Here is a 16,320-nt window from a genome sequence, read left to right on the forward strand (position 1 = left end):
GCCGGCGCCGGCACTCCGCCCTGGATTACCGCTACCCCAACGAGGTCCACTACAGTTACCAGCAGCCGCCCGCGGCAGCGTAGATAAAACCACTAATCCGCTGTCCGAAATCTCCCAAGCGGCCCAGTGGCTGGCGCCGCGGTGGCCTGTTCGGTTGTGTGGGTGGCGGGTTCAGGGCCCGGGCTAGTGGGCCCTCCGCCGGCTGGGAGGTGGGGTCATCTGGGTCTCCTTTCTGGTTGGTTGTGCCGGGCGTGGTTGGTCTTGTACGTATTCATGCCGTGGGGTTGTGGTGTTGACATGACCTGGGAAACTTTCTTGGAGATTCTTTCCCCCCGATTCGCTCCTTCCCTGTGAGCCGGGGGAGAGCTTGGCGCCCTTTTGTCTGGCAGAGGTGGCGTGCACATTGTCCACACCGTGTACGCGGGATGCCGTTGCTGGTGGGCGGCTCCCTCCGTGCCTAATTCTCCTGACACGAGTTCATGCAACCACGAGGTCTGTGTGACATGACTTTCCGGGCACTCTGGCGGGACGTCCGGTCCGTGCTACGTGGACTGTTCCAGAAGCGTCCGCGGCAGGGAGGTGTGCGTGACAGTAGTCTTCTTCCGTCGCCGTTCCTGCTGGGTAGTCAGTCATACCCGTCCATAACCGGATGCACGGTTTCGACATGACTACCTGAGCGTGCTCTTCTAACGTGGTCGTCTCGATTCCTCTGGCGCGTCGACAGAAGGCAGTATTAGCCGCGAGAGTGAGCGGCAGAGGCTGGCCGGAAGCGAAGGTCCCCGGCCGTCGTGGCGTCCGCGTAGTTGGCGAATGCTGATGCTGTCGCCTCGGCGTCGCCTCCGAGGTGCCCGGCGACGCGCCGGCGTAGTACTTTGCATGTTCCGAGCTGGAAGGCAGGTTCAGCCGGTGTTGGCGCCCATGCGGTTTTTTTCCAGCGTGACTCAGACCAGGCTCTCGTGTGGCCAAAAGCCCAGGCTGTGCCCCAGCCGACTGAAATCCGATTCGAGCCCACTTTAGCGGCAGCAATCGCAGTTTGAACGGGGACCACTTTTCGCCGTGGAAACGACCCCCATCAAGAGGCTGAAACCGCCGATCGATTTCGTGCTGGTCCTACTCGACGTTCTTTGCCGATGTTGCGGATGGTCCGCTAGGAGTTGAACTGCTTTACCTCAGGAGGAGCTTCCTTCAGCTGTTCCTTACTCGGACGCTGGGGTTTGCCTTCGAAGTCATAGGTGGTCAGCTCTGCCTGCAGGGCACGCGTCGTGAAGCGGTTGTAAAACGGACGGGATCATGAGAAAGCGCGGATGCCCGGTTCAGCGGGACCAAAATCAGCTGCTTTCCGCCGACGAAACGGCTCAAGCGATTTCGACGGCTTCTCCGCGCACTGCGATCCCGCCGAGCGGTGGAATATTAATGGTGAGTCTGCTCGGGCGGCCGACGTGGCTCCCTTGGAGCACCACCACCCGGCTGGGTGGTTCCACAAGCGATAGCAGGCGGAGGTATCCGCCGAAAGCAGCGGCAGCCGAACCCGTCGCCGGATCTTCAGTGATGGCGCCCGCCGGGAAGAGATTTCGCGAGTCAAACTCGCCCGCTCCGATCTCGCAGAGTGTCGTTACGGTACCGGCCCAGTTTTGGGCGTCCATCAGCGTACGCATGGGATCCGGGTCGAACCCGAATGAGTCAAAGGTCCTTCGGTCAGCGAAGACCAGTATTGGATGCCAGTTTCCTGCAAAGGCGAGCAGCGGAGGGTAGGCGGGGTGCAATTCGTCCCGACCCACGCCCAGCAACCCGAGCAGAGTGTCCAGAACACCTGCCGGAAACTCGGCGACGCGAGGCTCCACGCTCGTGAAGGATGCCGTCAGGGTAGCGCCCTGTCCGGCAGATTCGATCGAGACCAGCCCCACCGAAGTATCGAACGTAAAGGTCCCCGCACCGTGCAGCCTCGACAGCGCGACAGCCAGGGCAATTGTGGCATGGCCCCAAAAGGGCACCTCGGCGATCGGGGAGAAGTACCGCACGCGGTTTCGACGTGAGTCTCCGTCAATCGCCGCCCCGGTGATAAAGACCGTCTCCGCATATCCGACATCGGCCGCGATGACCTGCATCTGCGCGGCGTCGAGACGGGTTGCGTCCAAGACCACGCCCGCCGGATTGCCTCCGCCAGGGCTCGTGGCAAAGGCGGCATAGCGAAGTACATCGGGAGTCTGATTCATTGCTACATCCTCGGTGGGTTGTGAAAATACGGGCGTGGCGAAGACCAACAGGGTGAAGCGAAAAGCGACTGCAGCACTAGTCCTGTACGGCTCTGCCCGCCATGGCGAGGGAGATGTTTCGGGGGAGGCGCTGGGCGATTCCGGCAAGCATGCGATTTCCCAAGCCTGAGACGACGCTTACCGGTGTAGTGCGGCGATCGAGGGCGCGCAGGGCGGTGTCGATGACCTCGCTGGCGCTCTGCAGCCGGCCGACCGCTGCGGCCTGGCTCCCGAGTACGTCGAAGAATTCGGTGCGGGTAGCCCCCGGGCAGAGCGCGAGCACGCGAAGGCCGGATTCCTTCGTCTCATGTGCCACGGCTTCGGTGAAGCTCAGGACAAAGGCCTTGGTTGCTCCGTATACCGCCATCCCAGGCACCGGCTGAAAAGCTGCGGTACTGGCCACGTTGATGAGTGCGCCTTTCCCGGCGGCGAGCATCTCCGGGAGGAATGCCCGCGTGGTCTCGACGAGAGAGGCCACGTTGAGGGAGATCTCCGAGGCGATGACCGCGGGGTCTTCCTTGACCAAAGGGCCGCTCGTGGCGAAGCCCGCGTTGTTGATCAGGGTGTCGATGCGGATGCCCCGGCCGGCGAGCTCGTCGCGGAGTTCCGCTCCGGCTCCCGGACGGCTCAAGTCCTTCGAGAGCGTCGTCACTGAAATGCCGTGCGCGTCGCGCAGCTTTCGGGCGAGATCCTCAAGCCGGTCGGTCCGCCGTGCGACCAGCACAAGGTTGGCCCCGCGCGCTGCAAATCGTGCGGCAAACTCGGCGCCGAGCCCGGAGCTCGCTCCAGTGATGAGTGCCGTGGTTCCGGTGTAGCTCATGGTCATGTCGAATCCATTCCGTGTGGCGGCCACTCTATGTAGCCAATGCCTACATAGTAGACAGTGACATCATTGTTGTCAATGACTACTTCTTGGCTATACTGATCTCATGACCGATCAGCCCTACCATCACGGCAAGCTCCGCGAGGCGTTGCTCGCCCGTGCGACGGAAGTCATCGAGGAAGCAGGAGTCGAGGGACTTTCCCTGCGGCAGCTCGCGCGTGACCTGGGTGTGAGCCATGCGGCGCCCGGCAAGCATTTCCGTGACAAGCAGGCGCTCCTCGATGCCCTGGCCCGTGACGGCTTCCGTGGCATGAACGCCCGGATCACGGCAGCGTCCGAAGCGGCCGGAGGCCATCGTTCACGCTTTGTCCGGATCGCGCGGGCCTATGTGGACTTCGCGGTCTCTCACCCGGTCCTGTTGGCCGTGATGCACTCCACCAAGCACCATCCTGATGCCAGCGATGAACTGCGCAGCATCGGCGAAGACGGCATAAGGGTCGCCAGAGCGCTCATCGCTGAAGCCCAGGCCGCCGGGGAGCTGGCGCCAGCCGACTCCGAGAGGCTCGCGCTCGTTTGCTTCGTGAGCCTGCACGGAGCCGCCATGCTGGCAGCGGGCAACCTCCTGGATGGAACATCCGTGGACTACCTGACCCTAGCGACTACCGACCTGTTGTGGGCCGGAATGGTCGCAGGTATGCCCGCGCCCCAGGGAGCCTCGGGAGTCGGCGCATGAGCCGTGCCACGAGATGAACTCGGCGTCATGAACCCTTGTTGAGTCCGAGCTAACCGTCAGGCAGCCTTCGTTCGGGACGTCGCCCTTAGATATGCCAGGCAGGGGTTCCCAAAACTGGACCGCAGACCGCCAATTCAGCTGCGATTTATCGCAATTCCTGTTTAACAGTCACACAGGAGTGTGGCCGTCAACTTCGTTTGGCCCCTAAATCGCAGCTGAGTTGGCGGTTTCGCAGTTCTGTTTGCGGAACGGTCGGTGCAGCAGATTCGGCGTGGGCCGTGGCGCCCCGGTCGGTGTGGGGCAGCTCGCCGCCCAAAAGGGGTCCTTGAACGCCACACCAGGAATTCACCGACGCGGGGCGGGCGAAGTGCGTGAGTGGGGGGCCGGATGGAGAACATGGAAGTCCTTGGGAGCCGCATCCTGCTTCATCCGTCCGAACCTGAGCGGAGCCACCGGTTTTATCGGGACACGTTGGGTTTGGCGATCTACCGGGAGTTCGGGAGTCGTGATGCGCCGGGTCTGGTGTTCTTCCTGGGAAACGGTTTTCTCGAGGTCAGTGGACGGTCGGCTGATCCACCGGGGAGTGCCTTGTCGATCTGGATTCAGGTTCGCGACGTGCAGCTTGAGCACGAGCGGCTGCTGGCGGCCGGGGTACCGGTGATCCGCAGGCCGCAGCAGGAGCCGTGGGGGCTGGTGGAGATGTGGATCGCGGACCCCGATGGAGTGCGCATCGTGCTCGTCGAGGTTCCAAATGATCATCCCCTGCGCCGCGACCAGCGGTGATCATTTCTTCTCTCGCGGCCGCCGTCCCGTGGCATCCATTTGCGGCGGAACGGATGTTCGAAGCGCCGGGTCTTAGGATTGGGCGTATGAAGGTCGGTAGGCTCCGGGCACGCTCAGGGCGGAGACGGCAATGACGGGTGACAGGGATCGGGATGCTGCAAGGCGCCCGCGGCAGGCCCGGCCGCGTGACGCTCTTGGCCGGCCGCTGGCGTACGGGAGCGTTGGCGTCGAGCCGGTCTCGGAGGAGCCGCTGCCGCCGGCTCAGACGTTGGTTGCGGCCCGGAGTCTGGTGGAGGCAGGCCGGCCCTTCGCCGCTCATGAGGTACTCGAGGCCCGCTGGAAAGCCGGGCCGGCCGAAGAACGCAACCTTTGGCAAGGTCTCGCCCAGATCTGCGTCGGGCTCACCCACGCCGCCCGGGGGAACAGCGTTGGCGCGATCCGGCTCCTCGAGCGCGGTGCGGCCCGCCTAGAGGAGTACGGTTCCGGCGACGGGCCGACCTACGGGCTGGACTTGTCCGCCGTTGTGAGGTGCGCACGTGACCGGATGCGCACCGGCCACTGACCGGCGGCCAGCATCCCCGCGGCAGGCGGCGGCGGAGGCACTAATTCCGGGGGACTGCGGAGAGTTTGCTTGACCATTGGCCTGTCCAATAAGCGGGTCGTTCAGCGGGAGCGGGTTCTCCTGGGCACGACCTTCCGGTCCGTTTCGGCGACGAGGAACACATCGATCGAATCCTCGTGCTCGTGGACGAATCCGGTGCGTTCGTAGAGGCGTCTCGCCGGGCTGCCTTGGAGGACGGTGAGCCGGAAAGGCCGGTGATCGCGCTTCGCCTCCAATACGTGGCGCAGCACCGCGCTCCCCAGACCCTGCCCTTGATACTCGGGGGCCAGATAGAAGTGTTCAATCCATTGCTCATCCGATTCGGGGCGGACCGCAATGACACCCGCCGCGGAGGCTCCGACGTCGATAACAAACGTATGCGCCGGGTGAAACCCGGTAAGGAAGCGCTGTCTGACGCGCACCGGATCCCAGCGTCCGAGGCGCTCGAGATCGGGACGCATGACCTGGGCGCGGAGCTCGGCAATCCATGAAGCGTCAGAGGGAAGGCTTTGGCGCAATGACCAGACGGGAGGCATGTAGCCATTGAAGCTGAAAATACCCGGCACGACGAAATCGAGCAGGATCCCCGCCCCGCAGCTGAAGAGTGCCATCTGAACGACTGAACCACTCTCGCAACAACGGCAACTGACCAGTATCGCTAAGTCGTCCCCGGGGGCCTGCTCGCAAGACCGCGACTCGAAGTGCGATTTAGAAGGAGATGGGCAGGGTGTCAGGGCCAGGGACTAGGGGCCTGAGTGGTCCTGATTCAAGCCGTCTCAGTGGTCCTGAATCGGGCTGACATACTCAGGAGCACATCCACCGGACTTCGCCGCGTGCTTGGTCCCAGTCATAGAAGCGGAAGGATTCCCGGACTTTCGCGGCTGCCCCGGGTGGGAGGACGGCAAAGACGCCATTGGACTGTGTTGCTTGCGTCAGTGAGACGCCGTTAATGGCCGAGATTCCTTCGCTGAGACGTTGAGCCATCTCGTTGGCGTGACTGGCGGACCGCAGCCACAACCCATCCGTTAGCAGGGCTACCAGTTGCGCAGAGACGAAACGGATCTTTGAGGCAAGCTGCATGTTCATCTTGCGCAGGTAGCTCATGCCTGGGTCGGACTGTGGGTTGAGCCAGATAACGGCTTCGCCGAACAGCAGCCCGTTTTTGGTGCCGCCAAAAGACAGGACGTCGACACCGGCGTCGGTGGTGAATGCCTGCAAAGGAAGCCCGAGATGTGCTGCAGCGTTGGCCAGCCTTGCTCCGTCCCAGGTGCAGTTTCATTCCCTTCGCATGGACGTGTTCAGCGATCCGTTGGATTTCTTCCGGCGTGTAGCAGGTGCCGAGTTCGGTGGTTTGGGTGATCGATACGGCCCGCGGTTGCGCCCGGTGCTCGTCTCCCCACCCCCAAGCTTCGGCGTCTATCAATTCCGGGGTGAGTTTGCCATCCGGTGTGGGGACCGGGAGGAGCTTTATTCCGCCAACCCGTTCCGGGGCGCCGTTTTCGTCGGTATTGATATGCGCTGTTGCTGCGCAGATGACAGCGCCCCAGCGCGGGAGCAGGGCTTGCAGGGCATGGACGTTGGCCCCTGTTCCATTGAAGACCGGATATGCGGTAGCAGTTGTCCCGAAGTGGGACTGGATGACCTCTTGAAGCGCTGCTGAGTAGACATCTTCGCCGTATGCGGTGACGTGGCCTTCGTTGGCTGCCTGAACTGCTTCGATGATTTCGGGGTGAGCCCGGTGTAGTTATCCGTGGCAAAGCCCCGGTATGCCGGGTCCTGCAGGCGCCCCGCCAGTACGTGCGGGACGCCTGCTTTGGTATCAACGCTGACGCTTATGCCGGTGCGCCCACGAGGTGGCCGGCCGTGAGGGGCAAGCGCTGCCCGTTGATCTGTTCTGCCTCCAGGTCGAAGATCCGCTGTACAGCGTTGGCAAGGACCCTGACATCTCCGTGGTGCTGTTCGACGAGGTGGAGAAGGCGCACGCCGATCTCTTCAACTCGCTGCTGCAGATCCTGGAAGACGGCCGCCTGACCGACTCCCAGGGCCGCGTGGTCGACTTCAAGAACACCGTGATCATCATGACCACGAACCTCGGTACCCGGGACATTTCCAAGAGTGTTGCCACGGGCTTCCAGTCCGGCACGGACTCCCAGACCGGCTACAACCGGATGCGCGCCCGGGTCACGGAGGAGCTCAAGCAGCACTTCCGCCCCGAGTTCCTGAACCGTGTTGACGATGTTGTGGTCTTCCCGCAGCTGACCCAGGACGAGATCATCGAGATCGTGGACATGTTCGTTGGCCGGCTCGAGAAGCGACTGAAGGACAAGGACATGGGCATCGAGCTCACGTCCGCGGCCAAGGTGCTCCTGGCGACCCGCGGCTACGACCCCGCCATGGGTGCCCGGCCGCTGCGCCGCACCATCCAGCGCGAGATCGAGGACCAGCTCTCCGAGAAGATCCTCTTCGGCGAGCTGCACTCCGGCGACATCGTGGTGGTGGATGTGGAGGGCGAAGGCGACGACGCGAAGTTCACCTTCGCCGGCAACGCCAAGCCGCGCATCCCGGACGCACTGCCCGCCGCAGGCTGATCGGAATACCGCCGCTGGCCACCGCCGGGGTGGGCTGATATCCGGTGGCTCACCGCATTGTCCTGCGGGCTAAGGCTTGCCGGACTCTTTAGGATCTAGCCGCTGCGCTGCTGCCTTGTGGCCAATGCGGCGGTGTGGTTCGTCCGGACCACCCTCTGGAATTCACCGCCACTGGCCCATCTGCCTTTAACAATCCCCGAACGAACATCACAGCCCAGATCATCAAAATTGTATGACTCGGCTTATGCGCCGCAGTTCCTTCCTTACTAGGGCTGCTCGTAGGCTCGCAGCGACAGGGTGTGGCCGCTGCTCTGGTAAGCACCCGGTCAAGATGGGACGATGCATGTATGGGCGAGAACAAGGGGCGCCGTCCGGACCGATCCGCTCCTGACTTCGAGGAAGAACACGAGCAGACGGCCCCTCCAGTCGATCACCGAAGGCCGCCCACGAACCAGATGCGCACCGTTGGCCAGCGCCGCCGCGATGCGGAAGACAAGCTGGAGCACCACCAGCGCGAAGCCCGGAGCAAACCGAAGGACGAGACCGCAGCCGGACAATAACTGGACAACTGGACGCGACCCCAAGGCTGCGCGGCCGCACCACGTGTTCGCACCTGCCAGGGCCCCTGACAGCAAACGCCTGAGGGGTTCTTTCGTCGAACGGATGCCTGAAAGGCAGCAGTGACTGAGATGCACATCAAGGAAGAATGGAACCGGCTCGATCCCGCCACCCAGCAGTGGCTGATGGATAACCCGGGATGCGTGGTCCTGCCACGCACCCTGACGGCCATTATCAACAAGGAAACCGGCGAAAACGCCGACGCCGACGCACACGGCGAAACCGTGCTGACCGGCGAGGACAGGGACTTCATCCAGGCCAAGGCACGCGAAGCTGCGGCCAGACGGACTCCTTCGGACTATCGCTTCTTTGACGCCTCGCAGCCTAACGAATCCCCCGGGTAAACACGGAGTTGCTGCTTCAGCGTCGGCCGGGGACGGCAAAAAATTGCCCGCAGTGGAGTTCAATGCTGACGAAACGGCCGCGCACAGGCTTGCTTAGCCTGTTGTTGCCACCAGCATGGACACGCTGTTGGGCGTGTACCTGCCCCTGCTTCAGGACGCAGCTGAAAGAACCCGGAAGGACTGGGCCCGCTGACAGCCCCGCCCCTCCTCATCTTGGACTGACCCGGGCATGGCCACTCGAGTCTGGCTCCGCAAGGACTCACCTCAAGACGTCAGCCAAGCGTTCGTGCGTATCCCACATATTTATCGGGAGACGCATTGACCTAAGGCTTTTGTTTCTCTTGCGCGGCGGCGAGGATCGGTAGGCGTATCGTCCCGTTGCTCACGTCGCATGCTAACAATAGGCGCGCTGCATGGGCGGAGGATTCAGGCGCGCGGAACTGGGTTGTGAGCTAACGCGGGGCTTGCCGCGGCAGCTGGTGCGGGCTTGTCAGGCTGCCAGGACTAGTGATGGGGCCGCGGACGTCGCGTGGCCCGGCGTCAGGATGCTGATCCGATAGTCGCGCTGGAGCGGGTCGGCGTGCACCGGCAGGTGGTGCGACTTTGCGCACCTCTGAAGCTCTCCCATCGCGTCGGGGTCAACGTGTGCACGGGTCACATCCAGTTCCAGCGCCAGTCCGGAGGCGAGTGCGCTGGCGCGCTTGACCACGTCATACAGGCAGCCATGGACGCTCTGAGCCGTCACGTGGCCCTGGACCCTGACGTGGGCCTTGGCGCCGTCGAGGTCCACGCGGACCAGCACCCGCAGCTTCTCGTTCACAAAGTTCTCCGCTCTAAATCGGGGCCACCACGCTGTGGCCCCCGACAACGATAGACGCAATGTGACCTGGATAACAACACCATCCGTGAGTGGGGCGCAACCGTGCTGGCGTCTGCCCACACGCAGGGCGATCATGCCGACTTCCAGGCAGCCGAATTTCGTCAGTACTAAAAGGCGAGCAGCGCCCTACGGTTTGGGTGCGGTGGTCCGGTGGAGGGGAGTTGGGACGGCCAATCGAGGTGTGTACATTGTCCACGCTGCGGGCTCCGGATTGGGCCGTATGTGGATCGGACTGGGCCGTATTCCGCATGTTTCCGGGAGTTCCCATTGTTCGCGGGGCTGGAATGCAGTTCGAGGGGGGCCTTGCCTTAGCATGTGGGCATTAACCCGGGTTGGGTCCTTCTGACGCTTATCACGGCCTGGTGCCTGGCCGCCGCGGTGGCCTATGAACCTGGCCGCCGCGGTGGCCTATGAAGTTGTGTGGACGGCGGGTTCAGGGCGCTGGCTGGTGGGCACTCCGCCTGCTGGGATGTGCGGTCATTCGGCCTCCTTTCTGGCCTTCTTTTGTTGGCCGTTGTCGGTCTTGTACCTATTCATGTCGTGGAGTCCTGTCGGCGACATGACCTGCGGGGATTTCTTGGAGATTTTTCTCCGGATTTCTTGTTTACCGGCGGCCTGGGGGAGAGCTTGGTGCCGACTCCGGCTATACCGCCGGCCTACAACCCGCCCACGAGCCAGACTGCAGGCTGTCTTCGCCGCCAAAGACCACATGGCATTGGGCATGCTCCGGGCCTTCCGGGAAAGGGGAAATACAGGGTCCCGAAGACATCAGCCTCGCCGGTTTTGACGACGTGCCCGAAGCCTCGTCCTACGCCCCACCGTCCATAATGCAATCCAGTGCTTTTACCGGGGATCTGGATGCCCGACTCAATACGGCGGCATCTTTCGGTCCTAGAGTCAACGCCCGGTTTGTTGGGGGGGACGGCATGAGATTCCGGCCGCAAGAGCACAGAGGACGACGGCGGGAGGTCCCGCCGTCGTCCGCAAACATGGTAGCCAGCGCCGCCCGGCTAGGAGTCCGACTCCGCTTTTTCAGGAGCGATGCCGTAGAAGGGCGTGAACCGACCTCTCGCTCCGGGGGAAATGTTGGAACGGACGATCGAGGCCTTCTCCAGCGCTGCCAGGTGGTATCTGACTGCGCCCCGCGAGGACGCGATGCCGTCGCTGATGTCAGCTACTTTGCTTGCACCATGGCTTCGCAGGTAGTCGATGATTTGTGACTTGATGGGTGCGCTTCTCGCTCTTTCCGTCCGCTCAATGCGGTGCACGTCCATCGGGCTCTGGACTTCAAAGTCAGCGGTCATTGGCGATGGCCTTTCATCCGGTGTGGGGGTCGGTTTGCAGGTTGATAATTGGTTGGCCGACCGGGTGCCGGTCAGTGCCTCGAAACGAGCTCGGGTTGCCGGCTGTCCTCAGTGTCTTGGCCGTCGTCGGAGGTGCCGGCGCGCGACGCCGTGAGGAGGGACGTGGACTTGTCGTGGTTCCGGCCGATGACCGCGGTGGCGATGGCATTTCCCAGGATGTTGGTGGCGGTGCGCCCCATGTCCAGGAGCTGGTCGATCACCAGCAGGACTCCAATTCCGGCGGCGGGGATGCCGAAGGCAGGGACCACGGCGGCGACGACGACGAGTGACCCGCGGGGCACGCCGGCCATGCCCTTGCTGCTGAGCAGGAGCATTGCGGTCATCGCGATCTGCTGGCCAAGGTCCATGTCGATGCCGTAGGCGTTGATCAGGAAGACCGACGCGAAGGTCATGTACATCATGGATCCGTCCACGTTGAACGAGTAACCCAGGGGCAGCACGAAGCCGGTGGTGCGCTTGTCGATGCCGAACTTGGTCAGGCCTTCGATGAGCTTGGGCAGGGCGGCTTCACTGCTGGAGGTGGCGAACGCGATGACCATGGGTTCGCGCACTATCCGGACCAGTCGGAAGGCGGCCCGTCCGAGGAAGGCGACCGCGACGGCGATCATGATCGCCCAGAGTGCGGAGAGGGAGATGTAGAATCCGCCGATGAACGACGCGTAAGTGGCAAACGCGTCGAGACCCTTGGAGGTGAAGGCTGCCGCGATGCCGGCGAAAACGCCGACGGGTGCCGCCTTCATCACATATCCGGTGACCTTCAGCATGACGCCCATCAGTTCGTCGATGGCATCCGCTATGGAGGAGCGGCCCATCTTCCGGAGGTTCAGCAGGGCGATGCCGAAGAGAGCGCCGAAGACAAGGATCTGAAGGGGGTTGTTTTCTGTCAGGGCGGCGAAGACGCTCGTGGGGATGATGTGGGTAACAAACGCCTGGTAGTCGAGGGGCTTCGTTTCCATCCCCGCGCCACCTCCCGGCATCAGGTGGAGCCCGTCACCGACGTTGAGTACATGGGCCGTGATGAAGCCGAAGGCGCCCACCAGGACGGAGGCGGACAGGAACCATATCATCGAGCGGCCAAAGAGCTTGCCCACGCCGGCGGATTTGGCCGCTCCTGCGATGCCGGAGACGAGGGTGGCAAAGATCAGCGGGGCAATGATCATCTTGATGAGGTTCAGGAACATGTGCGTCACGGTGTCGAGGACAGCCACGACAGATTCGCGCGCGTCCACCGGGAGCAGCCAGTGGAAGAGCAGACCGCTGACGATTCCGAACAGGAGCGCTGCCAGGATCCACATCGTTGATTTGTTTTTCATATTCAGTCCTTGGGTAGAGGCCGGGTTGGTGGCCCGGTGCTGGAACGGCCCTCGTCATCGAGTTCCGTTTCTCTGTGGTCGGTCGGGATTTTGGGCACGACGGTGTGCCCCTTGCTCCCTGGTCGGGCGGGGTCGTGGGTGTGCGGCGGTTATTTTCTCAGGTTGGCGAGGCGTTGTGGGCTGAGGAGTTCGGTGAGCTGCTCGGCGGTGAGCAGTCCGTGTTCGAGTACGAGCTCCGCGACGCCCTTGCCGGTGGCGAGGGCTTCCTGCGCGATGGCCGTGGCCGTGGCGTAGCCCAGGTGCGGGTTCAGGGCGGTGACGAGGCCGATTGACTGTTCCACCGTGAGGCGGAGGTGTTCGGTGTTCGCGGTGATGCCCCGGACGCAGCGGGCCGTGAGGGTGCGGCAGGCGGCTTCCAGGTGGGAGATGCTCTTGTGGAGGCTGTGGACGATGATCGGTTCGAAGGCGTTGAGCTGGAGCTGGCCGGCTTCTGCGGCCATGGTGATGGTGACGTCGTTGCCGATCACCTCGTAGGCCACCTGGCTGACCACTTCCGGGATGACCGGGTTGATTTTGCCGGGCATGATCGAGGAGCCGGACTGCACGGCGGGGAGGTTGATTTCGCCGAATCCGGCGCGCGGGCCGGAGGAGAGAAGCCGGAGGTCGTTGCAGATCTTGGAGAGTTTCACGGCGACCCGCTTGAGCACCCCGGAGAGGTGCACGAAGGCGCCGACGTCCTGGGTGGCCTCGATCAGGTCCACCGCCGTGACCAGCGGCAGCCCGGTGATCTCGGCCAGGTGCCGGCAGGCGGCCTCGGCGTACCCGGCCGGTGCGTTCAGGCCGGTGCCGATCGCCGTGGCGCCGAGGTTGATTTCGTGGATCAGCAGGTCGGCTTCGGCCAGGCGGAGCCGGTCCTCGCCGATCGTGACGGCGTAGGTGCCGAATTCCTGGCCGAGCGTCATGGGGACGGCGTCCTGGAGCTGGGTGCGGCCCATCTTGACCACCGTGCGGAACTCGAGGGCCTTGGCGGCGAAGGCGTCCTCGAGTTCGGTGAGGGCTTCGAGCAGTTCCCGGGCGGCGAAGATCGTGCCGAGCTTGACCGCGGTGGGGTAGACGTCGTTGGTGGACTGGCTGAGGTTGACGTGGTCGTTGGGGTGCAGCCGGGCGTAGTCGCCCTTCGGGTGTCCGAGGATTTCCAGGGCCCGGTTGGCGATCACCTCGTTGGCGTTCATGTTCGACGACGTCCCGGCCCCGCCCTGGATGACGTCCACCACGAACTGTTCGCTGAGCTTGCCGTTCATGACGTCGGCGCAGGCTTCCCCAATGGCCGCGGCGCGCTCGGCGTCGAGGAGCCCGAGTTCCTGGTTGGTGCGTGCGGCGGCGAGTTTCACGGCGGCCAGCCCGCGGACCAGGTGCATGTTGGAGGACAGCGGCTGGCCGGTAATGGGGAAGTTCTCCACGGCCCGGAGGGTGTGGACGCCCCAGTAGGCGTCGGCGGGAACATCCCGGTCGCCCAGGAGGTCGTGTTCGGAGCGGGTGTCCGGGGCGGTATGGGCGATAGTCATGGGGTCCTCACAGGGCTTCGTTGACGGGTTTGGACGGTAAAAATCTGGGGCCGGGGCAGGACTGAGTGACGCCGCAGCCGGCACGGTGGGCATGGTTGTTCCCGGCAAGGAGATCGCGCGGGGGTTGCGGCGATTGCAGCGGCAGGGGATGGTGAGTGAAATCCGGGGTTTAGGATCTAGCGCGTATGGCCGGCCCTGGAGTTTCCGCTTCCGGGGACGATGGTGCCCAGGGCGCATTCAACTCCGTGCAAATGCATTCTCATGGCCTGGGATGCCTCCTCGGCTGATCCACTCTCGATGGCAGCGAAAATGCGGGCGTGTTCCTGACCCGATTCCTTGCGCCGGTCAGCCACGAGGTTAAGGGTGTTTGATTGGTTAGCCATGGCGTCGCAGATGTCTGACAGGAATGATTCGAACACGCCATTGCCGCTGCACCGGGCGATGGTCACGTGGAATTCAGTGTTCAAAAGGACCCACTGCTGGAGATCGTCTTCCTCGGACATTTCCCGAAGGATTTCCCGAAGAGCCTCCAGGTCTTCGCTGCTGCGGCGTTGGGCGGCGAGGCCCGCGGCCGGCACTTCCACGTGGGGGCGGGCTTCAACGAGGGCGCTGGCCGAATATTTGCCGAGTTTGAGGTCCTGGGCCACCTTGTCAGCGATCACGAACGTGCCCTTACCCGTGTGGGTGGCCGTAAGTCCCAATGCGGTGCAGGAACGCAGCGCCTCCCTGACCATCGTGCGGCTCACACCGTACTGTTTGGCCAGCGATGCCTCCGAGTCGAGGCGGGTGCCGACAGGGATCTTGCCGCCCTCGATAGCACTGCGGAGGGATGCAAAGACCGCTTCAGCCGCGCCAACGCGTACGACTCGATCTTGCGCAGCTGTCCAGCTGTCCAACAGGTTCATACGAAGACTATGGCACTTGTCACACTGCCCGTCAAGGAAGTCCCGAAAATGACGAAATGGGGGCGGCCTTAGGCCAACTCACGAGGCATCCCAGTTCACACGACGAAGGCACTCCCGCGGTCATCGAAGAGACAGGGACCGCGCTCTTTGCTCTCCGTATCGATGTCGCTGCCGGACCGATTGCCGGGGCAATCCGTGTCCACTGGGACCTCAACACGTAGCCCTGTGACCGTGTCCAGGATCAGCAACGGTATGCCGGGGACCGGTGCGGGGAACGTGGCGACCACGGCCTCCCACCGTAGCGCCGATCGCGACGGGCAAGCTGGGTCGGGGACAAACAGATCAAACAACATTCCCGCCGCGAACTACTACACCCTGGATTTCCACGGCACCAAAGGAGCCCTGGCACCTGCACGTATGGAAGGAAAGCGGCGGCACGCTACATCTGCTGCTCCTCGGATCTGCACTCCGATCAGGCCGCTGCCTGCCTGATGTCCCTGTAGGGTTCGTAGTTGCTGGACACGGCGACGAGGCCCTTTCTCTGGCGCGGGGTTCGACCTTGAACCACGGATCGCCCAGGCCGATGCCCAGAGCCTTGGCCTCGGGGGAGCGGTGACGGCGCAGCTGTAATCGCACGACAGCACGATCAACGGCCCGCCCTGCAGCGCGGGGTTGAAGGGACGCTCGGCCGAGGCGTATTAGCAGTTCACGTCCGCATGCGGGATCTCCTGCATGCGCCGCATCGTTGCCGGCCTGGACACGGCAAGCGCCCTCGCCTGGGCACGGACGATGTCCCTGGCTGGCATTCCGGTGGCACGATCGCGGAGCCACTCCGTTCGACCTCGCCAGACTGTATGAGGTCTGATGCTGCCGCGGCGGATCGCCACCGGGGTCCAACCCCCCGGACCAGGAAGCCAGTGCTGATGGACGGCGCCCGACTCTGGCGTCCTCGGTCTGCATGAGGTCTGCGGTCCCGCGTGAGTTGCCTCGTCGTGCGGGGCAACTCAGGGCCTTTGGCGCACGGTTTGCGGGGAAATTTGCGGACCTTGACGGCTTGCCTCGAGCTTGGGATGGTGGAAGTCGGATCGAGGAGGCGGGCACCATGCAAGAGAAAAGCTGGTCGGTGAACATCGTTATCGACGAACATGAAAACCAAACGCGGGCCACGGCGCGATTGAGGGCCGGGAACCGGGCGGAACTGGAGGGTGTCGGGTGGGCCAGGCTGAATCCGGTGGACTCTGATGTCCCGGAGATCGGGGACGAGTTGGCGACCGCACGCGCCCTGGCGGAGTTGGCGCATCAGCTGATCGAAGTCACCGCGGCCGACATCGAGAAAATTACCAAAGAACCTGCACATCTCCGTCCTTAGCCCTGCCATGCCGAGCGTGAGTCCTGCCGGCCGGCTGGAATCCCCGCGCTGAGCTCGGCGGCGCACTCGGTATCATGACCGCCGGAGCCTTGTTGTTCCCGGTAGGCACCTTGTCAGCGAAGTCTTCCCGCGCCCGGCCTGGATCTGCTTCCCACCCCGGTTGCTCCGGGTCGCTCTGGAGG

General features: G+C 63.5%; 14 protein-coding genes and 3 pseudogenes. 7 read left to right on the forward strand and 10 right to left on the reverse strand.

Going from position 1 to position 16,320, the window contains the following annotated elements; genetic code table 11:
• Positions 1-1,355 precede the first annotated feature (1,355 nt).
• On the reverse strand, positions 1,356-2,213 hold the full coding sequence (locus LQV16_RS19970) for a PhzF family phenazine biosynthesis isomerase (protein WP_229995615.1): 858 nt from the start codon (positions 2,211-2,213) through the stop codon (positions 1,356-1,358).
• 76 nt (positions 2,214-2,289) lie between these two features.
• Positions 2,290-3,078, reverse strand: coding sequence for an SDR family oxidoreductase (locus LQV16_RS19975; protein WP_229995616.1), 789 nt, complete (start codon positions 3,076-3,078; stop codon positions 2,290-2,292).
• Between the two features lie 103 nt (positions 3,079-3,181).
• Here LQV16_RS19975 and LQV16_RS19980 point away from each other — a divergent pair, with 103 nt between their 5' ends.
• The 3 genes from LQV16_RS19980 (at position 3,182) to LQV16_RS19990 (ending at position 5,153) form a co-directional block, all read left to right on the forward strand.
• Positions 3,182-3,808, forward strand: coding sequence for a TetR-like C-terminal domain-containing protein (locus LQV16_RS19980; protein WP_229995617.1), 627 nt, complete (start codon positions 3,182-3,184; stop codon positions 3,806-3,808).
• A 387-nt stretch (positions 3,809-4,195) separates the two neighbouring features.
• Entirely contained in the window at positions 4,196-4,591 is a 396-nt protein-coding gene (locus LQV16_RS19985) for a VOC family protein (protein WP_229995618.1), read from the forward strand.
• Between the two features lie 130 nt (positions 4,592-4,721).
• The gene (locus LQV16_RS19990; RefSeq protein WP_229995619.1) at positions 4,722-5,153 is read left to right on the forward strand and encodes a DUF309 domain-containing protein; all 432 of its coding nucleotides are present in this window, start codon (positions 4,722-4,724) and stop codon (positions 5,151-5,153) included.
• A 101-nt stretch (positions 5,154-5,254) separates the two neighbouring features.
• On the opposite strand, the gene LQV16_RS19995 is transcribed toward LQV16_RS19990, so the two are convergent.
• The gene (locus LQV16_RS19995) at positions 5,255-5,728 is read right to left on the reverse strand and encodes a GNAT family N-acetyltransferase (RefSeq protein ID WP_229995627.1); all 474 of its coding nucleotides are present in this window, start codon (positions 5,726-5,728) and stop codon (positions 5,255-5,257) included.
• Between the two features lie 268 nt (positions 5,729-5,996).
• Positions 5,997-7,028, reverse strand: a pseudogene (locus LQV16_RS20000) (low specificity L-threonine aldolase).
• Between the two features lie 110 nt (positions 7,029-7,138).
• Between LQV16_RS20000 and LQV16_RS20005 the strand changes: the two are divergent.
• The 3 genes and pseudogenes from LQV16_RS20005 to LQV16_RS20015 form a co-directional block, all read left to right on the forward strand.
• A pseudogene (locus LQV16_RS20005) lies at positions 7,139-7,780 on the forward strand (AAA family ATPase); the annotation flags it as partial.
• A 347-nt stretch (positions 7,781-8,127) separates the two neighbouring features.
• The gene (locus tag LQV16_RS20010) at positions 8,128-8,340 is read left to right on the forward strand and encodes a hypothetical protein (protein ID WP_229995620.1); all 213 of its coding nucleotides are present in this window, start codon (positions 8,128-8,130) and stop codon (positions 8,338-8,340) included.
• Positions 8,341-8,469: 129 nt separating this feature from the next.
• Positions 8,470-8,742, forward strand: a complete 273-nt coding sequence (locus tag LQV16_RS20015) for a hypothetical protein (protein WP_229995628.1) — start codon at positions 8,470-8,472, stop codon at positions 8,740-8,742.
• 490 nt (positions 8,743-9,232) lie between these two features.
• Here LQV16_RS20015 and LQV16_RS20020 read toward each other — a convergent pair whose 3' ends face one another.
• The 6 genes and pseudogenes from LQV16_RS20020 to LQV16_RS20045 all read right to left on the reverse strand — a co-directional run.
• Positions 9,233-9,562 carry a hypothetical protein gene (locus LQV16_RS20020; RefSeq protein ID WP_229995621.1) on the reverse strand — a complete coding sequence of 110 codons (330 nt, stop codon included), beginning with the start codon at positions 9,560-9,562 and terminating at the stop codon, positions 9,233-9,235.
• 1,070 nt (positions 9,563-10,632) lie between these two features.
• On the reverse strand, positions 10,633-10,926 hold the full coding sequence (locus tag LQV16_RS20025) for a winged helix-turn-helix domain-containing protein (RefSeq protein ID WP_229995622.1): 294 nt from the start codon (positions 10,924-10,926) through the stop codon (positions 10,633-10,635).
• A 71-nt stretch (positions 10,927-10,997) separates the two neighbouring features.
• A complete protein-coding gene (locus LQV16_RS20030; RefSeq protein ID WP_229995623.1) occupies positions 10,998-12,299 on the reverse strand; it encodes a dicarboxylate/amino acid:cation symporter in 1,302 nt (433 codons plus the stop codon).
• A 149-nt stretch (positions 12,300-12,448) separates the two neighbouring features.
• Entirely contained in the window at positions 12,449-13,864 is a 1,416-nt protein-coding gene (locus tag LQV16_RS20035) for an aspartate ammonia-lyase (protein ID WP_229995624.1), read from the reverse strand.
• A 176-nt stretch (positions 13,865-14,040) separates the two neighbouring features.
• Entirely contained in the window at positions 14,041-14,769 is a 729-nt protein-coding gene (locus LQV16_RS20040; protein WP_229995625.1) for a FadR/GntR family transcriptional regulator, read from the reverse strand.
• A gap of 490 nt (positions 14,770-15,259) precedes the next feature.
• Positions 15,260-15,512: pseudogene (locus LQV16_RS20045) on the reverse strand (DNA polymerase V subunit UmuC); the annotation flags it as partial.
• Positions 15,513-15,871: 359 nt separating this feature from the next.
• On the opposite strand from LQV16_RS20045, the gene LQV16_RS20050 reads away from it, so the two are divergent.
• Complete coding sequence (locus LQV16_RS20050) at positions 15,872-16,138, forward strand: DUF1876 domain-containing protein (protein WP_229995626.1); 267 nt, start codon at positions 15,872-15,874, stop codon at positions 16,136-16,138.
• Positions 16,139-16,320 lie beyond the last annotated feature (182 nt).

The sequence above is a fragment of the Arthrobacter sp. Bi26 genome, from assembly GCF_918697925.1.
Lineage (GTDB): Bacteria > Actinomycetota > Actinomycetes > Actinomycetales > Micrococcaceae > Arthrobacter.

Excerpts from the sequence above, each read along its gene's own strand:
- LQV16_RS20010 (WP_229995620.1), top strand. The coding sequence starts at position 8,128 with ATGGGCGAGAACAAGGGGCGCCGTCCGGACCGATCCGCTCCTGACTTC.
- LQV16_RS20025 (WP_229995622.1), bottom strand. The coding sequence starts at position 10,926 with ATGACCGCTGACTTTGAAGTCCAGAGCCCGATGGACGTGCACCGCATT.
- LQV16_RS19975 (WP_229995616.1), bottom strand. The coding sequence starts at position 3,078 with ATGACCATGAGCTACACCGGAACCACGGCACTCATCACTGGAGCGAGC.
- LQV16_RS19980 (WP_229995617.1), top strand. The coding sequence starts at position 3,182 with ATGACCGATCAGCCCTACCATCACGGCAAGCTCCGCGAGGCGTTGCTC.
- LQV16_RS19990 (WP_229995619.1), top strand. The coding sequence starts at position 4,722 with ATGACGGGTGACAGGGATCGGGATGCTGCAAGGCGCCCGCGGCAGGCC.
- LQV16_RS20050 (WP_229995626.1), top strand. The coding sequence starts at position 15,872 with ATGCAAGAGAAAAGCTGGTCGGTGAACATCGTTATCGACGAACATGAA.
- LQV16_RS20015 (WP_229995628.1), top strand. The coding sequence starts at position 8,470 with ATGCACATCAAGGAAGAATGGAACCGGCTCGATCCCGCCACCCAGCAG.
- LQV16_RS19985 (WP_229995618.1), top strand. The coding sequence starts at position 4,196 with ATGGAGAACATGGAAGTCCTTGGGAGCCGCATCCTGCTTCATCCGTCC.
- LQV16_RS20040 (WP_229995625.1), bottom strand. The coding sequence starts at position 14,769 with ATGAACCTGTTGGACAGCTGGACAGCTGCGCAAGATCGAGTCGTACGC.
- LQV16_RS20035 (WP_229995624.1), bottom strand. The coding sequence starts at position 13,864 with ATGACTATCGCCCATACCGCCCCGGACACCCGCTCCGAACACGACCTC.
- LQV16_RS19995 (WP_229995627.1), bottom strand. The coding sequence starts at position 5,728 with ATGCCTCCCGTCTGGTCATTGCGCCAAAGCCTTCCCTCTGACGCTTCA.
- LQV16_RS20030 (WP_229995623.1), bottom strand. The coding sequence starts at position 12,299 with ATGAAAAACAAATCAACGATGTGGATCCTGGCAGCGCTCCTGTTCGGA.
- LQV16_RS19970 (WP_229995615.1), bottom strand. The coding sequence starts at position 2,213 with ATGAATCAGACTCCCGATGTACTTCGCTATGCCGCCTTTGCCACGAGC.